This is a genomic window from Paramicrobacterium fandaimingii (genome assembly GCF_011751745.2).
GTDB lineage: Bacteria > Actinomycetota > Actinomycetes > Actinomycetales > Microbacteriaceae > Paramicrobacterium > Paramicrobacterium fandaimingii.
The window spans coordinates 2,369,510-2,386,064 of the sequence record NZ_CP061170.1 but is presented as its reverse complement, the minus strand read 5'-3'; the positions used below and the strand labels follow the sequence as shown (position 1 = coordinate 2,386,064).

Annotated in this window: 16 protein-coding genes; 12 read left to right on the top strand and 4 right to left on the bottom strand. The window is 64.8% G+C overall.

All coding sequences use genetic code 11. The features are described from left to right. Positions 1–26: 26 nt before the first annotated feature. On the bottom strand, positions 27–1,181 hold the full coding sequence (locus HCR84_RS11495; RefSeq protein WP_166980884.1) for a glycoside hydrolase family 3 protein: 1,155 nt from the start codon (positions 1,179–1,181) through the stop codon (positions 27–29). A 331-nt stretch (positions 1,182–1,512) separates the two neighbouring features. Between HCR84_RS11495 and HCR84_RS17655 the strand changes: the two genes are divergently transcribed. Together HCR84_RS17655 and HCR84_RS11485 are read left to right on the top strand one after the other, a co-directional pair. Beyond that, a complete protein-coding gene (locus HCR84_RS17655; RefSeq protein WP_235940662.1) occupies positions 1,513–1,818 on the top strand; it encodes a hemerythrin domain-containing protein in 306 nt (101 codons plus the stop codon). A 278-nt stretch (positions 1,819–2,096) separates the two neighbouring features. Then, positions 2,097–2,951 (top strand): endonuclease domain-containing protein, encoded by an 855-nt coding sequence (locus tag HCR84_RS11485; RefSeq protein ID WP_166980886.1) that lies wholly within the window; start codon positions 2,097–2,099, stop codon positions 2,949–2,951. 104 nt (positions 2,952–3,055) lie between these two features. Here HCR84_RS11485 and acs read toward each other — a convergent pair whose 3' ends face one another. After that, on the bottom strand, positions 3,056–5,023 hold the full coding sequence (gene acs / locus HCR84_RS11480; RefSeq protein ID WP_166980888.1) for an acetate--CoA ligase: 1,968 nt from the start codon (positions 5,021–5,023) through the stop codon (positions 3,056–3,058). Positions 5,024–5,439: 416 nt separating this feature from the next. Between acs and HCR84_RS11475 the strand changes: the two genes are divergently transcribed. The 5 genes from HCR84_RS11475 to HCR84_RS11455 all read left to right on the top strand — a co-directional run bounded on the left by HCR84_RS11475 (position 5,440) and on the right by HCR84_RS11455 (position 10,833). After that, complete coding sequence (locus tag HCR84_RS11475; protein WP_235940661.1) at positions 5,440–6,426, top strand: TadA family conjugal transfer-associated ATPase; 987 nt, start codon at positions 5,440–5,442, stop codon at positions 6,424–6,426. Next, the gene (locus HCR84_RS11470) at positions 6,423–7,418 is read left to right on the top strand and encodes a hypothetical protein (RefSeq protein ID WP_166980892.1); all 996 of its coding nucleotides are present in this window, start codon (positions 6,423–6,425) and stop codon (positions 7,416–7,418) included. Before HCR84_RS11475 ends, HCR84_RS11470 begins: the two co-directional genes overlap by 4 nt. A gap of 132 nt (positions 7,419–7,550) precedes the next feature. Then, on the top strand, positions 7,551–9,194 hold the full coding sequence (locus tag HCR84_RS11465) for a LuxR C-terminal-related transcriptional regulator (protein WP_166980894.1): 1,644 nt from the start codon (positions 7,551–7,553) through the stop codon (positions 9,192–9,194). Between the two features lie 137 nt (positions 9,195–9,331). Then, positions 9,332–9,679, top strand: a complete 348-nt coding sequence (locus HCR84_RS11460) for a PQ-loop repeat-containing protein (RefSeq protein WP_235940660.1) — start codon at positions 9,332–9,334, stop codon at positions 9,677–9,679. A 20-nt stretch (positions 9,680–9,699) separates the two neighbouring features. Beyond that, complete coding sequence (locus HCR84_RS11455) at positions 9,700–10,833, top strand: flavin-containing monooxygenase (protein ID WP_166980896.1); 1,134 nt, start codon at positions 9,700–9,702, stop codon at positions 10,831–10,833. Between the two features lie 41 nt (positions 10,834–10,874). On the opposite strand, the gene HCR84_RS11450 is transcribed toward HCR84_RS11455, so the two are convergent. Continuing rightward, entirely contained in the window at positions 10,875–11,399 is a 525-nt protein-coding gene (locus tag HCR84_RS11450; RefSeq protein WP_166980898.1) for a VOC family protein, read from the bottom strand. 256 nt (positions 11,400–11,655) lie between these two features. Between HCR84_RS11450 and HCR84_RS11445 the strand changes: the two genes are divergently transcribed. The 3 genes from HCR84_RS11445 to HCR84_RS11435 are packed head-to-tail and all read left to right on the top strand — an operon-like array spanning position 11,656 to position 12,522. Next, positions 11,656–11,853, top strand: a complete 198-nt coding sequence (locus tag HCR84_RS11445; protein ID WP_166980900.1) for a DUF4244 domain-containing protein — start codon at positions 11,656–11,658, stop codon at positions 11,851–11,853. Continuing rightward, positions 11,834–12,172, top strand: a complete 339-nt coding sequence (locus HCR84_RS11440) for a TadE family type IV pilus minor pilin (protein WP_235940659.1) — start codon at positions 11,834–11,836, stop codon at positions 12,170–12,172. The genes HCR84_RS11445 and HCR84_RS11440 overlap by 20 nt, the downstream gene beginning before the upstream one ends. Then, entirely contained in the window at positions 12,172–12,522 is a 351-nt protein-coding gene (locus HCR84_RS11435) for an Rv3654c family TadE-like protein (RefSeq protein WP_166980902.1), read from the top strand. Before HCR84_RS11440 ends, HCR84_RS11435 begins: the two co-directional genes overlap by 1 nt. On the opposite strand, the gene HCR84_RS11430 is transcribed toward HCR84_RS11435, so the two are convergent. Next, the gene (locus tag HCR84_RS11430) at positions 12,513–12,749 is read right to left on the bottom strand and encodes a hypothetical protein (protein ID WP_166980904.1); all 237 of its coding nucleotides are present in this window, start codon (positions 12,747–12,749) and stop codon (positions 12,513–12,515) included. The genes HCR84_RS11435 and HCR84_RS11430 overlap by 10 nt on opposite strands. Before the next feature lie 208 nt (positions 12,750–12,957). On the opposite strand from HCR84_RS11430, the gene topA reads away from it, so the two are divergent. Beyond that, complete coding sequence (gene topA, locus HCR84_RS11425) at positions 12,958–15,702, top strand: type I DNA topoisomerase (protein ID WP_195706637.1); 2,745 nt, start codon at positions 12,958–12,960, stop codon at positions 15,700–15,702. After that, positions 15,699–16,316, top strand: a complete 618-nt coding sequence (tmk, locus tag HCR84_RS11420; protein ID WP_166980906.1) for a dTMP kinase — start codon at positions 15,699–15,701, stop codon at positions 16,314–16,316. Before topA ends, tmk begins: the two co-directional genes overlap by 4 nt. Positions 16,317–16,555 lie beyond the last annotated feature (239 nt).

Genomic DNA, 16,555 nt, shown 5'->3' with positions numbered 1-16,555 from the left:
GCAGAGCCCGTTGCAGAGCCGGGCGACTACTGCTTTGCTGCTGCGATGCGGTGGGCGGCATCATCGACCTTCGCCGCGAAGGCCGGGTCGTTCTGCGCTCGCTTCAGCACGGCGTCGCGCATCGCGGGATAGACAGAGGGATCACTGGAGACGAGCAGAAGATCGACGCCGGCGTCGATCGCTTTCGTTGCTCGATCAGCCGGTGACCACGACGAGACCTGTGCCGCCGCACTGAGGTCGTCTGTGGTGATGACTCCCGTGAAGCCCAGATCGTCGCGGAGCAGCGCGATGGCCTTCGGGGAGAATGCTGCGGGGGCATCCGGATCGATGTGAGCATAGATTGCCGTTGACATCATGACGACAGCGGCTCCTTCTCCGAGAAGCGTGCGATAGACGCTGACGTCCGGCCCGTCTGCCGTCACCACGGTGTCAACGACCCCGGACGAAAAATCAGTGTTGTCTGTCACAGAGCCAAGCCCGGGGAAGTGCTTGATGGTCGGCATCACTCCGGCATCCCGCATTCCCGCGGCAAACGCTCCCGCTCCAGCCGCCACCGCGCGTTCGTCGCCGCCGTACTGGCGGTCGAGAGCGCCGATTGGCGGGTTCTGCGCCGCATTCTGCGGGGGAACAATATCGGCGACCGGGGCGAGATTCATCGTGATGCCCGCCTGCGCGAGCTGCGTGGCCCAGGTGACGGCCGAGGCCCGCAGGTCGTCTGGGGTCATTGCTCCCTGTTCGAGAGCAGACGGAATGTCGTCGAAGCCAGGCCCGCGAAGCACCTGCACGGTGCCACCCTCTTGATCCGTCGCGACCCAGAGGGGCAGCGACGATGCCGAGGCGTCGGTGAACTGGCTGACAAGCGTGGCTGTCGCATCAACACCGGCCATCGAGCGGCCGTGCAGAAAGAGCCCGCCAACGCCGTCTTCGGCGACGGCGGCGAGCGTCGTAGCGTTGACATCATCGACGGGCGTTCCCACCATGAAGAGCTGGGCAACCTTCTGCTCAAGCGTCATCGATGCCAGGGGGTCGTGCACGCTGGGCGTCGGCGATGCCGTTGTCGTGGGAGCGGTGCGGGTCGGCGTGCCCGTGGAGTCTGACGTCACCGCAGCGGCACACCCGGTGAGCGCGAGAACGGCAAGTGCCGTCACGGCAGCGGGGCTGAGGTGTCGAGCGGAGATCATCGTTCGCCCATCATCGCACTCTGTGGTGCGCGGCGAAGGTTCTGTTGCGGAGTTCGATTCGCTATGCTCGGCTGCAGCGTCGCGTGCCGGTGGCAGAGAAGTGTCAGGCATGGAGGCGCCGAATCCCGAAGGAGCATGATGTTCTCATCGTTCCCTTCGCCCTCACGTGACTGAGGGCGAGAAAGCCAGGTTCGTCGCCTGGAGCCACGAGCTGCGTTCCGTGCATGAGCGGTTGCGCAAAGCGTTGCGAGTGACGACCGCGTCGCTCGATGACGCGGAGTAGGCGGAACCGGCAGCCCGAGATCTGCTGCTGTTCTGCCACGGGTTCTGCGTGGCGCTCACCGGGCACCACGAGGCCGAAGATCGTGAGCTGTTCCCGACGATTGCCGCGGAGCATCCGGAACTGCGTGGCACGCTGCGCAGGCTCGAGCAGGATCACTCGATGATCGCCCACCTGATGGCCGGATTGACGGATGCTGTCGAGAGGGCGGCGAGCCCCGCTGAACTGCGCCGCCACATGGAAGGCATCGCCGCGATCATGGAGAGCCACTTCCGCTACGAGGAACGGCAGCTGCTCACCGTGCTCGACACCCTCGCGCTCGATGGCGCTCCGCGCACGGCGCTCGGCTCGTTCTGAGCGTCGTCGAATTGCGGGAAGCTGGCCCGTCACGGCATCCCGTTGCCTGCTCGTGCCGGGAGGAGGACAGAGTGCCGGCACGAGGGCGATTTCCCCAAAGTGCCCTCGTGCGGGCACAGTACCCTCCTCCCGGCACGGTGCGCTGTGTGAAGCGTGAGGCCCGGGCGGGGCCGGGCTGGCAGGACTGTTCTTCGTCCACAGGAGTGCGACCGTGGCTGTCATGCACAACGACGGCGGAAGCACTGCCTTGAGATGACCGAACAGGGCATGATGCCGACATGCGACCGGCAGATGTCTCCGACCACGTGAATCGAGAAGGTGGTATTTCCCATCGGCTCACACTGTACGAAGCCGGCTTTACGAAGAACGTGATCCGAGCCGCTGTGCGAACCGGACTGGTGCGGTGTGCAGCACGCAATTGGTTGTACACGTCGGCGTGCAGTGTGCCAGAGAAGTGGGCGGCCTTCGCCGGTGGCCAACTCACATGTGTCACGGCCGCAAAACACCTCGGACTGTGGGTGCGTGATGACGATGCGCTGTGTCATATCGCGGTTCACGGTTCAGCGGGAATCACTCTCGATCGCAACAAAGTCCGAGTGCACTACGGAGCGGTTCCCGTGCCTCGGCCGACACGCACGTTGATCGACCCGATCGTCAATGTGATCGTCAACGCGTCCCAATGCGTCGCTTTCGAATCGGCAGTGGCTCTCGCAGACTCTGCCGTTCGCTCCGGCTTCGTGCAACGCGCAGAGCTGAGACGTGTGCAGACGAGGTCATCCGCCTTCAAACGTGTCGCCGCTGCCGTCAGCGAGCTCTCCGACTCCGGGATCGAGACGATTCCACGAATCCGCCTCGCGGCTCACGGCGTTGCGATGGCGCAGCAAGTGAAGATCGCCGGCCACCGCGTAGACGGACTGATCGGGGATCGTCTTGTGCTGCAGTTCGATGGCGGCGAGCATCTCTCTCGTGAGCAGAAGCAGATCGACGCACGGCACGACGCTGAGTTGCAGCTTCTGGGCTATACGGTGCTTCGCTTTACCTACTGGGACGTCGTGGATCTCTGGCACGAGGTGGAGTCAAAGATACTGCGCGCAATCGCACAGTGTCTGCACTTCGATTCCGCGGTCGCATAGGCGCATCGTGACCTCAGCCTGTGGCAGCTGCGCGGTGCTCGATACGCACAAAAACAGCGGATGCCGCAGGGCAGCGCCCCGCGGCATCCGCTGTGCTCGTTGTGCTACTTCTTTACCTGGTCGGTGATCACCTTCATGACCATGGTGTCGGCGAGCGTCGACGTGTCGCCGACCTCGCGACCTTCAGCAAGGTCACGCAGCAGACGCCGCATGATCTTGCCCGAACGGGTCTTGGGCAGCTCGTTCACAATGAATACCTCGCGCGGGCGGGCGATCGGGCCGATCTGCTCGCCAACCCAGCTGCGCAGCGAGCTGGTGATGTCGGCGATCTTCTCGGCCTGATCGAGGTGGCTCTGCTTGATGATCACAAACGCCACAACAGCCTGACCCGTCGTCTCGTCACTCGCCCCCACGACAGCCGACTCCGCGACCATTTCGTTGGCGACGAGCGCCGATTCAACCTCGGCTGTGGAGATTCGGTGACCGGACACGTTCATGACGTCGTCGACACGGCCGAGCAGCCACACGTCGCCGTCTTCGTCGAGTCGGGCACCGTCGCCGGCAAAGTATTTGTCGCCGAACTTCTCCCAGTAGGTCTCTTTGTAGCGCTCCGGGTCACCCCAGACGCCTCGCAGCATCGCCGGCCATGGCTCGTCGACGACGAGCAGGCCGCCCCCGCCGTTGGGTACGGCATTTCCCGTGTCATCAAGCACATTCACAGAGATGCCGGGAATGGCGACCTGCGCGCTGCCCGGCTTTGTCTCGGTCAGGCCCGGAACCGCCGAGATCATGATCGCGCCGGTCTCGGTCTGCCACCACGTGTCGACGATGGGCGTCTTGTCGCCGCCGATGACCTTGCGGTACCACATCCATGCCTCGGGGTTGATGGGCTCGCCCACCGAGCCGAGCACACGCAGCGACGTGAGGTCGAACTCCTGAGGAACCTGCCGGCCCACCTTCATGAACGAGCGAATCGCCGTCGGCGCGGTGTAGAAGATCGAAACCTTGTACTTCTCGATCAGCTCCCACCAGCGGCCGGGGTGCGGGGTGTCTGGCGTTCCCTCATACATCACCTGGGTTGCGCCGTTCGCGAGCGGACCGTAGACGACATACGAGTGGCCCGTCACCCAGCCGATGTCTGCCGTGCACCAGAACACGTCGGTGTCGGCGTGCAGATCAAACACATTCTTGTGCGTGAATGCCGCCTGCGTCAGGTATCCGCCTGAGGTGTGCAGAATGCCCTTCGGCTTTCCGGTCGTTCCCGAGGTGTACAGAATGAAGAGCGGGTTCTCTGCCTCGAACGCCTTCGGCGTGTGATCGGCGGATGCTGCGGGAACGGCGTCATGCCACCAGATGTCGCGACCCTCGGTCCACTCCACCTCGTTTTCGCCGCGCTTCACGACGAGCACGTGCTCCACGGTTTCCTGCGTGTTGCCGTCCTTGCCAGCGAGCGCTGCGTCGACGGCGGGCTTGAGCGATGAGACCTTGCCCTTGCGCCACGCGCCGTCTGCGGTGATGACCACCTTCGCCTCGGCATCGTCGATGCGGGAGCGCAGACTGTCGGCGCTGTAGCCGCCAAACACCACCGAGTGAATCGCGCCGAGGCGTGCCACGGCGAGCATCGAGACAACGGCTTCGGGAATCATCGGCAGGTAGATGGCCACGGGGTCGCCCTTGCCGATGCCGAAGCCGGCGAGCACGTTCGCTGTTCTCTTCACCTCATCGGTGAGCTCAGCGTACGTGATGGTGCGGGTGTCGCCCGGTTCGCCTTCCCAATAGATGGCAACGCGATCGCCGAGTCCTGCTTCGACGTGCCTGTCGAGGCAGTTGTAGGCGACGTTGAGAGTTCCGTCGTCGAACCACTTCGCGAATGGCGGGTTCGTCCAGTCGAGGGTTTTCGTAAACGGGGTTTCCCAGCTGATCAGCTCACGCGCCTGTTTTGCCCAGAACTCGAGGCGGTCAGCGGCGGCATCCTCATAAATTGAGGAAGCGACTACCGAGTTCTTCACGAATTCCTCGGTCGGGGCGAACCGACGGTTCTCCTGCAGCAGGTTATCGATCTGCGTGTTCATAGTTCGACTCTTCGCTCCTTCGCGGTCTGCTTTCAGACTCGACAATACTCGTTGGTGACGTACGGCGATAATCCCCGTCTTTTCGCGGATTCCGAGGGTCGATCGCACGAGGTTACGAAAACTGTCCCCTAAAGTGTGGACGATTTGCTTGCGCTCATCGTGTGAATGCGTATTATGAGACAGGCCGAATACTTCATTCTGGCGTGCAACGCACAGATTCCCCCCAATCGAGACGTTGCAGGACGGCACCCGTTCCCCCCGATGGGTGCCGTCCTCTGTTAACGAGTGTTTTCCCGTTTCGCCGTTCAGGTCGTCGTGTCTGACGTCTTCTCCACAGGTGCGGGACAGTCCCCGGTTGTACACAGATCGACAGACACCGGATGCCGGTTCCCGTCGCACTTCCTAAGCTCACTCGCATGGAGTCCTTCGTCGCCGAGCCGTCGTTCGCACCCGTCGGCGATGCCGCTCGGCTGCAGCTTGCTTCTCAGTGCGGCCCCCTCGCCGCCTACGTGGCCGCCGCCGACGTGACAGACATCGTCGTCAACGGTGACGCGGGGCTCTGGTATGACCGAGGCTCGGGGCTCGTGCACGACGCGCTGTGGAACCTTCCCGAACAGCAGCTGCGCACACTCGCAACTCGGCTCATCGCCCTCGGAGGCAGGCACGTCGACGAGGCGACGCCGTGTGTCGACGTGCGACTCCCCGGCGGCATCCGCGTGCATGCTGTTCTGCCTCCCATCTCGACGACGGGCACCCTGCTCTCCATCAGAGTGCCACGCTCAGGTCGCCTCGACATCGGCGCGCTTCACTCCGCCGGCATGTTCGGCACCGACTCGCGAATCCGTATGCTGCATCGCGCCGTCGCGCGCCGCACCAACCTGCTGATCACCGGCGCTGCCGGAAGCGGCAAGACGACGCTGCTCGCGGCCCTGCTCGGCGAAGCCAACCCCGCCGATCGCATCGTGGCGATCGAAGACGTTGCCGAGCTGCGTATTGAGCACCCGCACGTTGTTTCGCTCGAGTCGCGTCAGGCCAACCTCGAGGGGGCCGGGCAGATCGGCCTTGCGCAGCTGCTGCGCGAAGCACTGCGTATGCGGCCGGATCGGCTGGTGTTGGGGGAGTGCCGTGGCGCTGAGATTCGCGAGCTGCTCGCCGCCCTCAATACGGGGCACGACGGCGGTGCCGGAACCCTGCACGCGAATTCGCTGGCCGACGTACCTGCCCGACTCGAGGCGCTCGGCGCTCTCGCGGGAATGACGGCGGAGGCGATTGGGCGGCAGGCAGTGAGCGCAATCGGACTCGTTCTGCATCTGGAACGCGAGTCGGCAACGCGCCGTCTTGCTCAGGTCGGCCGGCTCGTGCTCACCAATGATCGTCTCGATGTCGTCGTGGAGGAGCCGTGACGCGGGCGAGGGCGAGCGCCGGGGCCCGGCGCAGTGTGGCCCAGCGCGGTACTGCTCAGCGCGGTACTGCCCGGCGCCGCGGTGGCGGGCGTCGTGATGGCCCGCCGGCCGTGGAGACTGTCGCATCCATCGCCGAACGCGTTGCCGTGCTCATGGTCGGCGGCGTCGCGCCGTCTCTCGCGTGGCATTATCTCGACGAGTCGCTCGCACGTCGCGACCCCGCCGCGTCCGTCGTTCACGCCGCCGCCACCGCAGAAGACGTCCCATCATCCCTCGCCTCTGGCGGCGACGACTGGCGGGTGCTCGCCGCAACGCTTGCCGTCTCTGCCCGGTGCGGTGCGCCGGCGGCAACCGCGCTTCATACGCTGGCCGCCACACTGCGGGCGATCGGCCAGACGCAGCGCGACATCGCCGCGGCGCTCGCGGGCCCCCGCTCGACATCGCGCTTGGTGATGCTGCTGCCGCTCGTGGGAATCGGCTTCGGCATGCTGCTGGGCTTCGACACCTGGTCGGCGCTGGCGACAGCGCCCGGTGCCGTGTGCGGAGTGCTCGGCGGGCTTCTCATGCTCGGCGGCTGGCGGTGGAGTTCGGCGCTCGCGCGCCGTGCGCAGCCGCGGGACACCGCGCCGGGGCTCATGGTCGACCTCACAGCCATCGCGCTCTCGGGCGGAGCCTCGGTGCCCCGAGCCCGTGCCGTGATCGATGACGTCGCGGCCGACCTCGGGCTGATTGATGACTCCGGGGTGAGCGAAAGCGCGGTCAACGACGTTGTCGCGCTTGCTCAGCGTGCCGGCGTGCCGGCGGCAGACCTGCTGCGCAGCGAGGCCGCGCGCATCCGTCGCGACGCGGCATCCCGAGCTGCCGATGCCGGCGCCCGCCTCTCGACGCACCTCATGATCCCGCTCGGTGTCTGTGTGCTTCCCGCGTTCATGCTGCTGGGCGTTGCGCCGATGATGATCGGCATCATCTCGTCGACGAATCTCGGCATTTGAGCTGTCATGCTGCCTCTGCCCGCCACGAGCCGTCACTGTGGCATCGGTCCGCGGGACGTGCGCCGCGGTAGAATTCTGTCTGTAGGCTGCGGGTGCGGGTCGTGCTCGCCGTCGCGCGAGCGGGTGATGACGATGACCGACACAGCTGCACGAGAGCTGGCACTCACGGCTTTCCACGCGCAGTCCTGGTCTGCAGCATGCGCGCACTTCGACGAGGCGGACCGAACGGAAGACCTCGGCCCGGACGATCTTGAGTGCTACGCGCAGGCGCTTTCGCTGGTTGGCCGAGACGACGCATGCGTGAGGGTGCTTGACCGCTCCTACCACAGTCGGCTCGACGATGGCGACCGAGAGCAGGCCGCGGAGTGCGCCTTCTGGCTGGCGTTCAACCAGATGAATCGTGGCCAAATGGCATCCGCGGGCGGTTGGCTCGGTCGTGCTGGTGAATTGCTGGGCGACGGCGCCGATGACGCCCCACTTCGAGGTCTGCTGCTCATCCCCGCTGCACTGAACGCTCTCCTGACGGGGGACAGCGACGCCGCCCGCCTGCTTTTCGAGAAGGCGCAGCGGATCGGACGCATCTCCGGGCACCCTGAGCTGCGCGCGTTGAGCGGACTCGGCCTCGGACAGGCGATGATTGCGATGGGCAAGAGCGCCGAGGGGATGGCTCAGCTGGACGCTGTGATGGTCGCGATCACTGCCGGTGAAGTCTCGCCCATCGTTTCCGGGCTCGTTTACTGCGCCGTCATTATTGCCTGTCACGATACCTATGACGTCGGTCGGGCGGCAGAATGGACAGGCGAACTCACCCGGTGGTGTGCAAGCCAGCCGGATCTCGTTGTGTTTCGGGGTGAGTGCTTGGTGCACCGTGCCCAGATTCTCGTTTTGAACGGCAAATGGACTGAGGCAACCGAGCAGGTTCAGCGCGCCAGTGAATGCTTCGGGGCACTGGTCGATCAGGTCGGCATCGGCATGGCGTACTACGAGGCGGCCGAGCTGCATCGGCTGCGCGGTGAATTCGCCGCGGCCGAGAACTCGTACAGGCGAGCGAGCCAGTCAGGTCATGAGACGCAGCCGGGTCTGGCGCTGCTGCGGCTCGCTCAGGGACGCGTGGAGACGGCAATGTCGGGAATTCGCCGGGCGCTCGACGAACGGGGGAAGCCTGGAGATCGTCCACGACATCTGGCCGCGTGTGTGGAGATTGCCCTGGCTCATGCTGACGTCGTGCTCGCCCGCACGGCAGCGTCTGAGCTGGCCGACATCGCCGCCGCGTCCACGGCACGACTGCTTGATGCGATGTCGGCTCAGGCGTGGGGCGAGGTTCTTCTCGCCGAAGAAAGACCGCGGGATGCCCTGGACGAGCTGCGCCGTGCCGATGACGTGTGGCGATCACTGGGAGCCCCGTATCAACGTGCGCGGGTTCGTGCCCTCCAAGGCAGGTGCTGCCAAGATCTCGGGGACATGGATGCGGCCGAGATGGAGTTGGATGCTGCGGCAGATGTCTTCCGGCTGCTGGGAGCGCGGCCGGATATGCTCGCGCTGCGGTCCCTCCGAGGCATCGATGCTGAAACTGGGCCGGGGGGCCTCACCCCGCGAGAAGTTGAAGTGTTGCGCGCTGTCGCAACGGGGTGCACAAATCGAGCGATCGCCGAGCAGTTCGTTCTCAGCGAGAAGACCGTGGCCCGGCATCTGAGCAACATCTTCTCCAAGCTTGAGATCTCGTCGCGTTCGGCGGCTACCGCGTATGCATATGAGAACAGACTGATGAACCGGTGACGTCCGGCCGTCACCCGTGCCCTGCATAGTTTCACCCACGATCGAGGTTCATCCGAATGGGGATTTCGGCCGACGCGGTGGTGCGCTGTGCTCACTTAGATTGAGCGGTACGTCTCGATGAAAGAGAGGTGGCCGCGGTGGACATCAGCATTCCCGTGATTGCGGGTTCGACGTCGACAGTGATCTTTGCGGTCAGTACGCTTCCGATGCTCATCAAAGCAGGCAGAAGTAAAAGCATGAGCTCCTACAGCTTCGGAAACATCGTGCTGGCCAACATCGGCAACGCCGTGCACTCCGTGTACATTTTCAGCCTGCCGTTCGGCCCCGTCTGGGTGCTGCACATCTTTTACCTCGTCTCCACGGTGCTGATGCTTGTGTGGTATCTGCGCTACGAGAAAGCGCGTGGGCCACGTCGACCCGTGTCGGATCCGGGCGACGCTGTTCGCGTGCCGGAGGAGCACCCTGCAGTGGCTGGGCAGCTGTGACGACATAACTGGAGGGAATCATGAACACCATCGATCAGAAGACGAAGAAGCAGACGCGCCACCTGGATGCCGTCGTCGTCGGCGCCGGTCAGGCCGGACTTGCCGCGGCCTATCACCTGAAGCGTCAGGGGGCGAACGTCCTCGTCGTTGACGGCAATGCACGCACAGGAGATAACTGGCGCAGCCACTGGGACTCGCTTCGGCTGTACAGCCCGGCGGTGCACGATGATCTGCCAGGTCTGCCCTTCCCGGCCGACCCGCACTCCTTTCCGACCCGCGATGAGGTGGCCGACTACCTGGAGACATACGCCGCAACGTTCGACCTCCCCGTGCGCCACAGCAGCCCGGTGCGTCGGCTGAGCCGGGAGAACGATGCGTTCGTCGTGGAATGTCCCGATGTGCGGTATACGGCAGACAATGTCATTGTCGCGACGGGCACGTTCGGGCGCAGCCCGAAGATTCCGGCATTCGGGGCAGACCTTGATCCGCAGATCGTGCAACTCCACTCCAGCGAGTACCGCAATCCAGATCAGCTGCGTCCCGGACGGGTGCTGGTGGTCGGCGCGTCGCATTCCGGAGCGGACATCGCCATCGAGGTTGTCCGATCCCACGAGACGGTGCTCTGCGGCAGAGACACCGGTGCACTTCCGGTGCGCCCGGGCACCCGCCGGTTTCGACTTGTCTTCCCGCTCGTCTGGCAGATGTGGGGTCTTGTGCAGACGATCCGCACTCCGATCGGGCGGCGCATGAAAGCTCAGGTGCGAGCGCACGGTGCGCCTCTGCTCCGCGTCACGTCAGCGGATCTCACGGCAGCAGGCGTCGAGCGCGTCACCGAACGGATGATCGGCGCGCAGGGCGGCAATCCTGTCGTCGGCACGCAGCAGCTGCCCGGCATCGCGAATGTCATCTGGTGCACGGGATCGAGGCGTGACGACAGCTGGATCGACCTCCCTGTGATCGGTGACGATGGCTGGCCGCGTGAAGAGCGCGGCGTCGTTCCGACGATGCCCGGTCTCTACTTCACCGGAGTGGCTTTTCAATACTCATTCCGGTCAATGCTGATCGGCGGGGCCGGGGCAGACGCGGAGTACGTTGTCAACCACCTGCTGTCGCGCCGGTCGGAGCGCGACGCGTTGCCGGCACCGGCAGCCTGACCGGAACGACACAAGAATGCGCGCGGTGCACGTGACGTTCGTCAGCGTGTGGGGGCGCTGCTGCGACCCTGGGTTCGACCGCTCAGCTCGGCGTCGAGCGTCTCCTGTGCCACCCGCATCTGCTCGGCGTAGGTGGGGTCCTGCAGCCGCTTCCACATGACGTCTTCTGTGACGTCTTCAACGTGACTCATTACCCACCAGATGTTGCCAAACGGATCTTTGATGCGGCCGCCACGCTGCCCGAAAGCATTGTCCGCCAGCGTGGTCACCGTCTCTGCACCGTTCGCTGCCGCCGTGGCGAACACCTCGTCAGCGTTCGGCACGAAAACACGCAGAAGGCTCGGCATGGCCGGCCACTCCGTGCGGCGATCGAAGGCCAGCACGACGGTGTCGCCCACCCGAATCTCGCCGTGGCCGATTGAGCCATCTTCCGTCGCAATGCGCGCAAGCTCCTCGCCGTCGAACACTCGCGTGACGAAATCGAGAAATGCCCCCGTGTCGCTGGTGACAACCCAGGGGGCGACGCTCGTATAGCCGACCGGTTGGACGTTCTGTGGTGTGGACATTGTCGGTTCCTCTCAGGATGCTCTGGCAGTTGTACGGCAACGATATGCAGTCATGAGGACAGATTCTGTCCGCTTTTTTCGTCACGCGAAAGATTCTGCAGCTGTCGCGGGCGCCGTCGTCCACAGCATCCGCGAGGCGGCGCAGTCTCCACAGCATCCCGGTTCGCCATCCACGTGCTCTCTGTTGGGCGCACACTGGAACCACTCGTGCCATCCGTTCCCGACAGGGAAATCCCCACACCGGGGAGACGAAAGGATGCCCATGCCACGTTCCGATTTCGCCAGGTCACTGCTCGAACGCCTTCGCGACGACGAGGGAGCCGCCACAGCCGAATACGCCATCGCAACAATGGCCGCTGTCGGATTTGCCGGACTTCTCGTCGTGATCATGAAGAGCGACGAGGTGAAGGGCATACTCACCGACCTGGTGCGCCGTGCGCTCACGGTCGACTGACAGCGAGCACGGCAGCGTCACGGCGGAGCTCGCTGTGGTGATCCCCGCCGTGATGCTCGTGCTCGCCCTCTGCATGTGGGGTCTGCAGGCAACAGCACTTCAGGTGAGAGTGACGGATGCCGCTGCTGACGCCGCTCGCACGCTCGCTCGGGGCGACAGCATGTCGCTCGCACGATCCCGAGCGGCGACTCTCGTCGAGGGCGCTCACGTGTCGTCGTCGCACTCGGGCGATTTCGTCTGCGCGACAGTGTCGACGCGCGCCGCCTTGCTGCCGATCACCGTGTCTGCCCGCGGCTGCGCCCTCGCCGGAGGTTTGTGATGGCGAGAGTGACCGTGCACGACGAGCGTGGAGCGGCATCCGTTCTCGCGGTTGCCCTTGTCGCGGCGACGCTCATCGCCACGGGTATTCTCACGCCGCTCTGCGCCGCCTACTCGGCGCGTCAGACAGCGGCCGGCGCAGCGGATGCCGCAGCGCTCGCCGCTGCAGATACGGCATCCGGCCTCGTTCCCGGCATACCGTGCGAGGCTGCGCACCGTGCCGCAGAGCTCAACGGGACATCACTTGTCGACTGCGACGTCACCGGCCTCGTCGCCCTCGTGCGCGTGTCGACGACCGCGGTGGGCATTCCCATCACGGCATCAGCGCGAGCCGGGCCGCCTCAGCTGTAGGTCGTCGTTCGGTAGCGATACCCGATGGCGCTGGGCTGGTCGGAGTCTTCTGAGTCGAACTCCTCGTTTCCCGAACGCGTATAGAGGTACGCCTTGCCCTCGTCGACCGGAACCTCGATCGACGGCTTGGCGTCGCCTGAGGGCAAGAAGCCGACCGAGATCGTCTTCCCCTCAAGCGGGCCGTCCGTGAGCTTTGCGGTATAGCTGCTGCCTGAGGTGTTGTTCATACCTTTATTGTGCGTGACACGGTGGATTCCGCAAGTGTTTCGGGACTCATATGCCCTGCGGCGCTGACAAATGTGCGAAACTCTGTTCTCGGTACGTCAGTCGGCCCACCCATGGCGCGCGTCGTGCCGACGTTCAGAGTCCACACAGGCCACGATGAGGTTACGTCGCAGGCGAGGTGTGTATGGTGTGCACGACGAAAGGAGTCGGGTGTCAGGCACGAAGAAGCTGGTCATCGTTGAGTCACCGACCAAGATGAAGTCCATTGCCGGGTATCTGGGCGAGGGCTACGAGGTACTGTCATCTGTCGGGCACATTCGAGATCTTGCGGAGCCCAAAAAGCTCCCCGCCGAGGTCAAGAAGGGCTCGCTCGGCAAGTTCGCCGTCGACATCGACAACGGCTTCGAACCGTACTACGTGGTCTCCGACGCAAAGAAGAAGACGGTAGCCGAACTCAAACGTGCGCTGAAGAACGCCGACGAACTCCTGCTCGCCACTGATGAAGACCGGGAGGGCGAGGCGATCGCGTGGCACCTGCTTCAGGTGCTCAAGCCCACAGTCCCCGTCAAGCGCATGGTGTTCCACGAGATCACCAAAGACGCGATCCTCGCCGCAAAAGACCACACCCGCGACCTCAACATCTCCCTCGTCGACGCGCAAGAGACGCGACGCATTCTCGACCGGGTCTACGGTTACGAGATCTCGCCCGTGCTGTGGCGCAAGGTGGGCCCTGGACTCTCCGCCGGTCGCGTGCAGTCCGCCGCGACGCGCCTCGTCGTCGACCGGGAGCGCGAGCGCCTCGCCTTCGTCACGGCGTCGTACTGGGACCTCTCTGCCGAGGTGACCCCCGCCGGTGCCGACAGCAGATTCGAGGCAAAGCTCGTGCGCCTCGACGGAACGCGCGTCGCCACAGGCCGCGACTTCAACGACGCCGGAACCCTCACAGCGACGGTGCGTCAGCTCGACGAGGCCGCAGCCACAGCGCTCGCCGCGACCCTCAGCTCTGACGGCACCGCCGCGCGCATCTCGAACCTTGAGACCAAGCCCTACTCACGGCGCCCTGCCGCGCCGTTCATTACGTCGACGCTGCAGCAGGAGGCCGCGCGCAAGCTGCGCTTCTCCGCGCGACAGACAATGAGCGTCGCGCAGTCGCTGTACGAGAACGGGTACATCACCTATATGCGCACCGATTCGGTGTCGCTGTCGAAGCAGGCGACGGATGCTGCCCGAGCGCAGGCCCGCTCGCTGTACGGCGACGACGCTGTTCCCGAGAAGCCCCGCCTGTACTCCGGCAAGTCGAAGAACGCGCAGGAGGCTCACGAGGCGATTCGTCCGTCGGGCGACACGTTCCGCACGCCCGCCTCGCTGCAGAGCTCGCTTCACGGCAACGACTTCAAGCTGTACGAGCTCATCTGGAAGCGCACTGTCGCCAGCCAGATGGCCGACGCTAAGGGGCAGACCGCCACGGTCACGATCGAGGCAGAACTGCAGGGCAGCGATGTCGCGAAGACCGCCGAGCTGACGGCATCCGGTACTGTCATCACCTTTCGCGGATTCCTCGCCGCCTACGAAGAAGGTCAAGACGAGGTGCGTGGCGACCGCGACAAGAACGCGAAGCTTCCGCCCATGACCGAGGGGCAGACCGCCGGGCTCTCTGACGTCGAGGCAAAGGGACACGAGACAAGCCCTCCGCCGCGCTACACGGAGGCGAGCCTCACGAAACGGCTCGAAGAGCTCGGCATTGGCCGACCGTCAACCTACGCCCAGATTCTGACGACGATCGTCGACCGCGGCTACGTCACGCAGCGCGGCACCGCACTTGTGCCGAACTGGATCGCGTTCAGCGTCGTGCGACTGCTGGAAGAGCACTTCAGCGACCTCGTCGAATACGATTTCACGGCGGGCATGGAAGAAGATCTTGACCGCATCGCGGCTGGGGAGGCCAAGCGCGTCGATTGGCTCGGCGACTTCTACTTCGGCAACGACCAGCACGCTGGCCTGCGCCACGTCGTCGACAACCTCGGCGAGATCGACGCTCGCGAGATCAACTCGGTGCGCATCGACGACCAGATCACGCTGCGGATCGGCAAGTACGGGCCGTATCTCGAAGTGATCGACGATGACGCCACACCGAATGCCGAGACGGGGGAGATCCCCGTGCGTCGCATCAACATTCCCGAGGGCCTCGCACCAGATGAGCTGACGCTCGCGAAGGCGCGTGAGCTCAAGGATGCTCCCGTCATTCATGATCGTGAGCTCGGGCAGAACCCCGAGAGCGGCAAGACGATCGTCGTGAAGGACGGCCGCTTTGGGCCCTACGTGACCGAGCTCGAACCGGAGCCCGAGGAGCCCGCGGCCGATGCGCCGAAGAAGAAGGCGAAGAAGGGCCCGAAGCCGCGCACGGCCTCGCTTTTCGCATCGATGTCTCCGGAGACCGTCGACCTGGAGCAGGCGCTCGCGTTGTTGAGCCTTCCCCGCGTCGTCGGCGAAGACCCGGAGTCAGGCGAGCCGATCACGGCCCAGAACGGCCGATTCGGACCGTATCTGAAGAAGGGCACAGACTCGCGGTCGCTCGAGGGCGAAGAGCAGATCTTCGGCATCGATCTCGACGGCGCTCTCGCGATCTTCGCTCAGCCGAAGTATGCGGGTCGTCGCGCGTCCAGCGCTCTGAAGGAGTTTGACGCCGACCCCGAGAGCGGCAAGCCGATTCGCGTGAAGGACGGCCGCTTCGGACCGTACGTGACAGACGGCACAACGAACGTCACGATCCCCAAGGGCGAAGACCCGCAGGACATGACCTTCGATCGCGCCGTTCAGATGCTTGCGGACAAGCGCGCGAAGGGCCCGGCGAAGAAGGCTCCGGCCAAGAAGAAGGCTCCCGCCAAGAAGGCTCCCGCCAAGAAGTCGACCGCGAAGAAGTCGACCGCGAAGAAGAGCGCAACGAGCACAGAATGAGCGGCCTGTTCATTACGCTCGAAGGCGGCGATGGCGTGGGCAAGTCGACCCAGGCGCAGCTCCTTGAGCAGTGGTTCGTCGGGCTCGGCCGCACCGTCGTGCGCACGCGCGAGCCCGGCGGCACCGACGTGGGGGAGCAGATTCGCGAGATCGTTCTGCACCACAGGGGCGACATTGCGTCGCGCGCCGAGGCGCTGCTGTATGCGGCCGATCGCGCGCACCACGTTGCAACGAAGGTGCGCCCAGCGCTCGAGGCCGGCGACGTTGTGATTCAGGACCGCTACATCGACTCGTCCGTCGCCTACCAGGGTGCAGGCCGCGTGCTCTCGGGAGACACGATTCGCGACCTTTCGCTGTGGGCCGTCGAAGGACTGCTTCCCGACCTCACCGTGCTGCTCGACCTCGACGAGGCGGCAGCGCGCGAACGTCTGGATGCCGCCCAGAAGCGGTTCGACAGGCTCGAGGCCGAGAAGGCGGAGTTTCACGCGCGCGTTCGTGCGGCATACCTCAAGCTGGCAGCATCCGACCCTCGCTTCATTGTGCTCGATGCGTCACGTGCGCCAGACGCGATTGCGGCAGATGTGCGTGCCCGGGTGGAGACGCTGCTTTCCTAGCCGCGCTCAGGTGCGCACGTATTGCCGTGGTGCTTCAGACAATGTGCACGGTTGCGGACATTGTGCGGGGGTGTGCGGATGCACGTTGTCCGGACCTCGGGACAGTGTGTTGGCCGTTCGAGCGGTGCCCGCGACGTTGTGCACGGTTGCGGACGTTGTGCGGTGGTGTGCGGGTGCACGTTGTCCGGAAGTCGATACGTCGTCCACAGCATCCGAAAGCCACCACACCGTGCACACCT

Coding starts and splice junctions, on each gene's coding strand:
- HCR84_RS11495 (WP_166980884.1), bottom strand. CDS start 1,181: ATGATCTCCGCTCGACACCTCAGCCCCGCTGCCGTGACGGCACTTGCC.
- HCR84_RS11485 (WP_166980886.1), top strand. CDS start 2,097: ATGCGACCGGCAGATGTCTCCGACCACGTGAATCGAGAAGGTGGTATT.
- acs (WP_166980888.1), bottom strand. CDS start 5,023: ATGAACACGCAGATCGATAACCTGCTGCAGGAGAACCGTCGGTTCGCC.
- HCR84_RS11475 (WP_235940661.1), top strand. CDS start 5,440: ATGGAGTCCTTCGTCGCCGAGCCGTCGTTCGCACCCGTCGGCGATGCC.
- HCR84_RS11465 (WP_166980894.1), top strand. CDS start 7,551: ATGACCGACACAGCTGCACGAGAGCTGGCACTCACGGCTTTCCACGCG.
- HCR84_RS11455 (WP_166980896.1), top strand. CDS start 9,700: ATGAACACCATCGATCAGAAGACGAAGAAGCAGACGCGCCACCTGGAT.
- HCR84_RS11450 (WP_166980898.1), bottom strand. CDS start 11,399: ATGTCCACACCACAGAACGTCCAACCGGTCGGCTATACGAGCGTCGCC.
- HCR84_RS11445 (WP_166980900.1), top strand. CDS start 11,656: ATGCCCATGCCACGTTCCGATTTCGCCAGGTCACTGCTCGAACGCCTT.
- HCR84_RS11435 (WP_166980902.1), top strand. CDS start 12,172: ATGGCGAGAGTGACCGTGCACGACGAGCGTGGAGCGGCATCCGTTCTC.
- HCR84_RS11430 (WP_166980904.1), bottom strand. CDS start 12,749: ATGAACAACACCTCAGGCAGCAGCTATACCGCAAAGCTCACGGACGGC.
- tmk (WP_166980906.1), top strand. CDS start 15,699: ATGAGCGGCCTGTTCATTACGCTCGAAGGCGGCGATGGCGTGGGCAAG.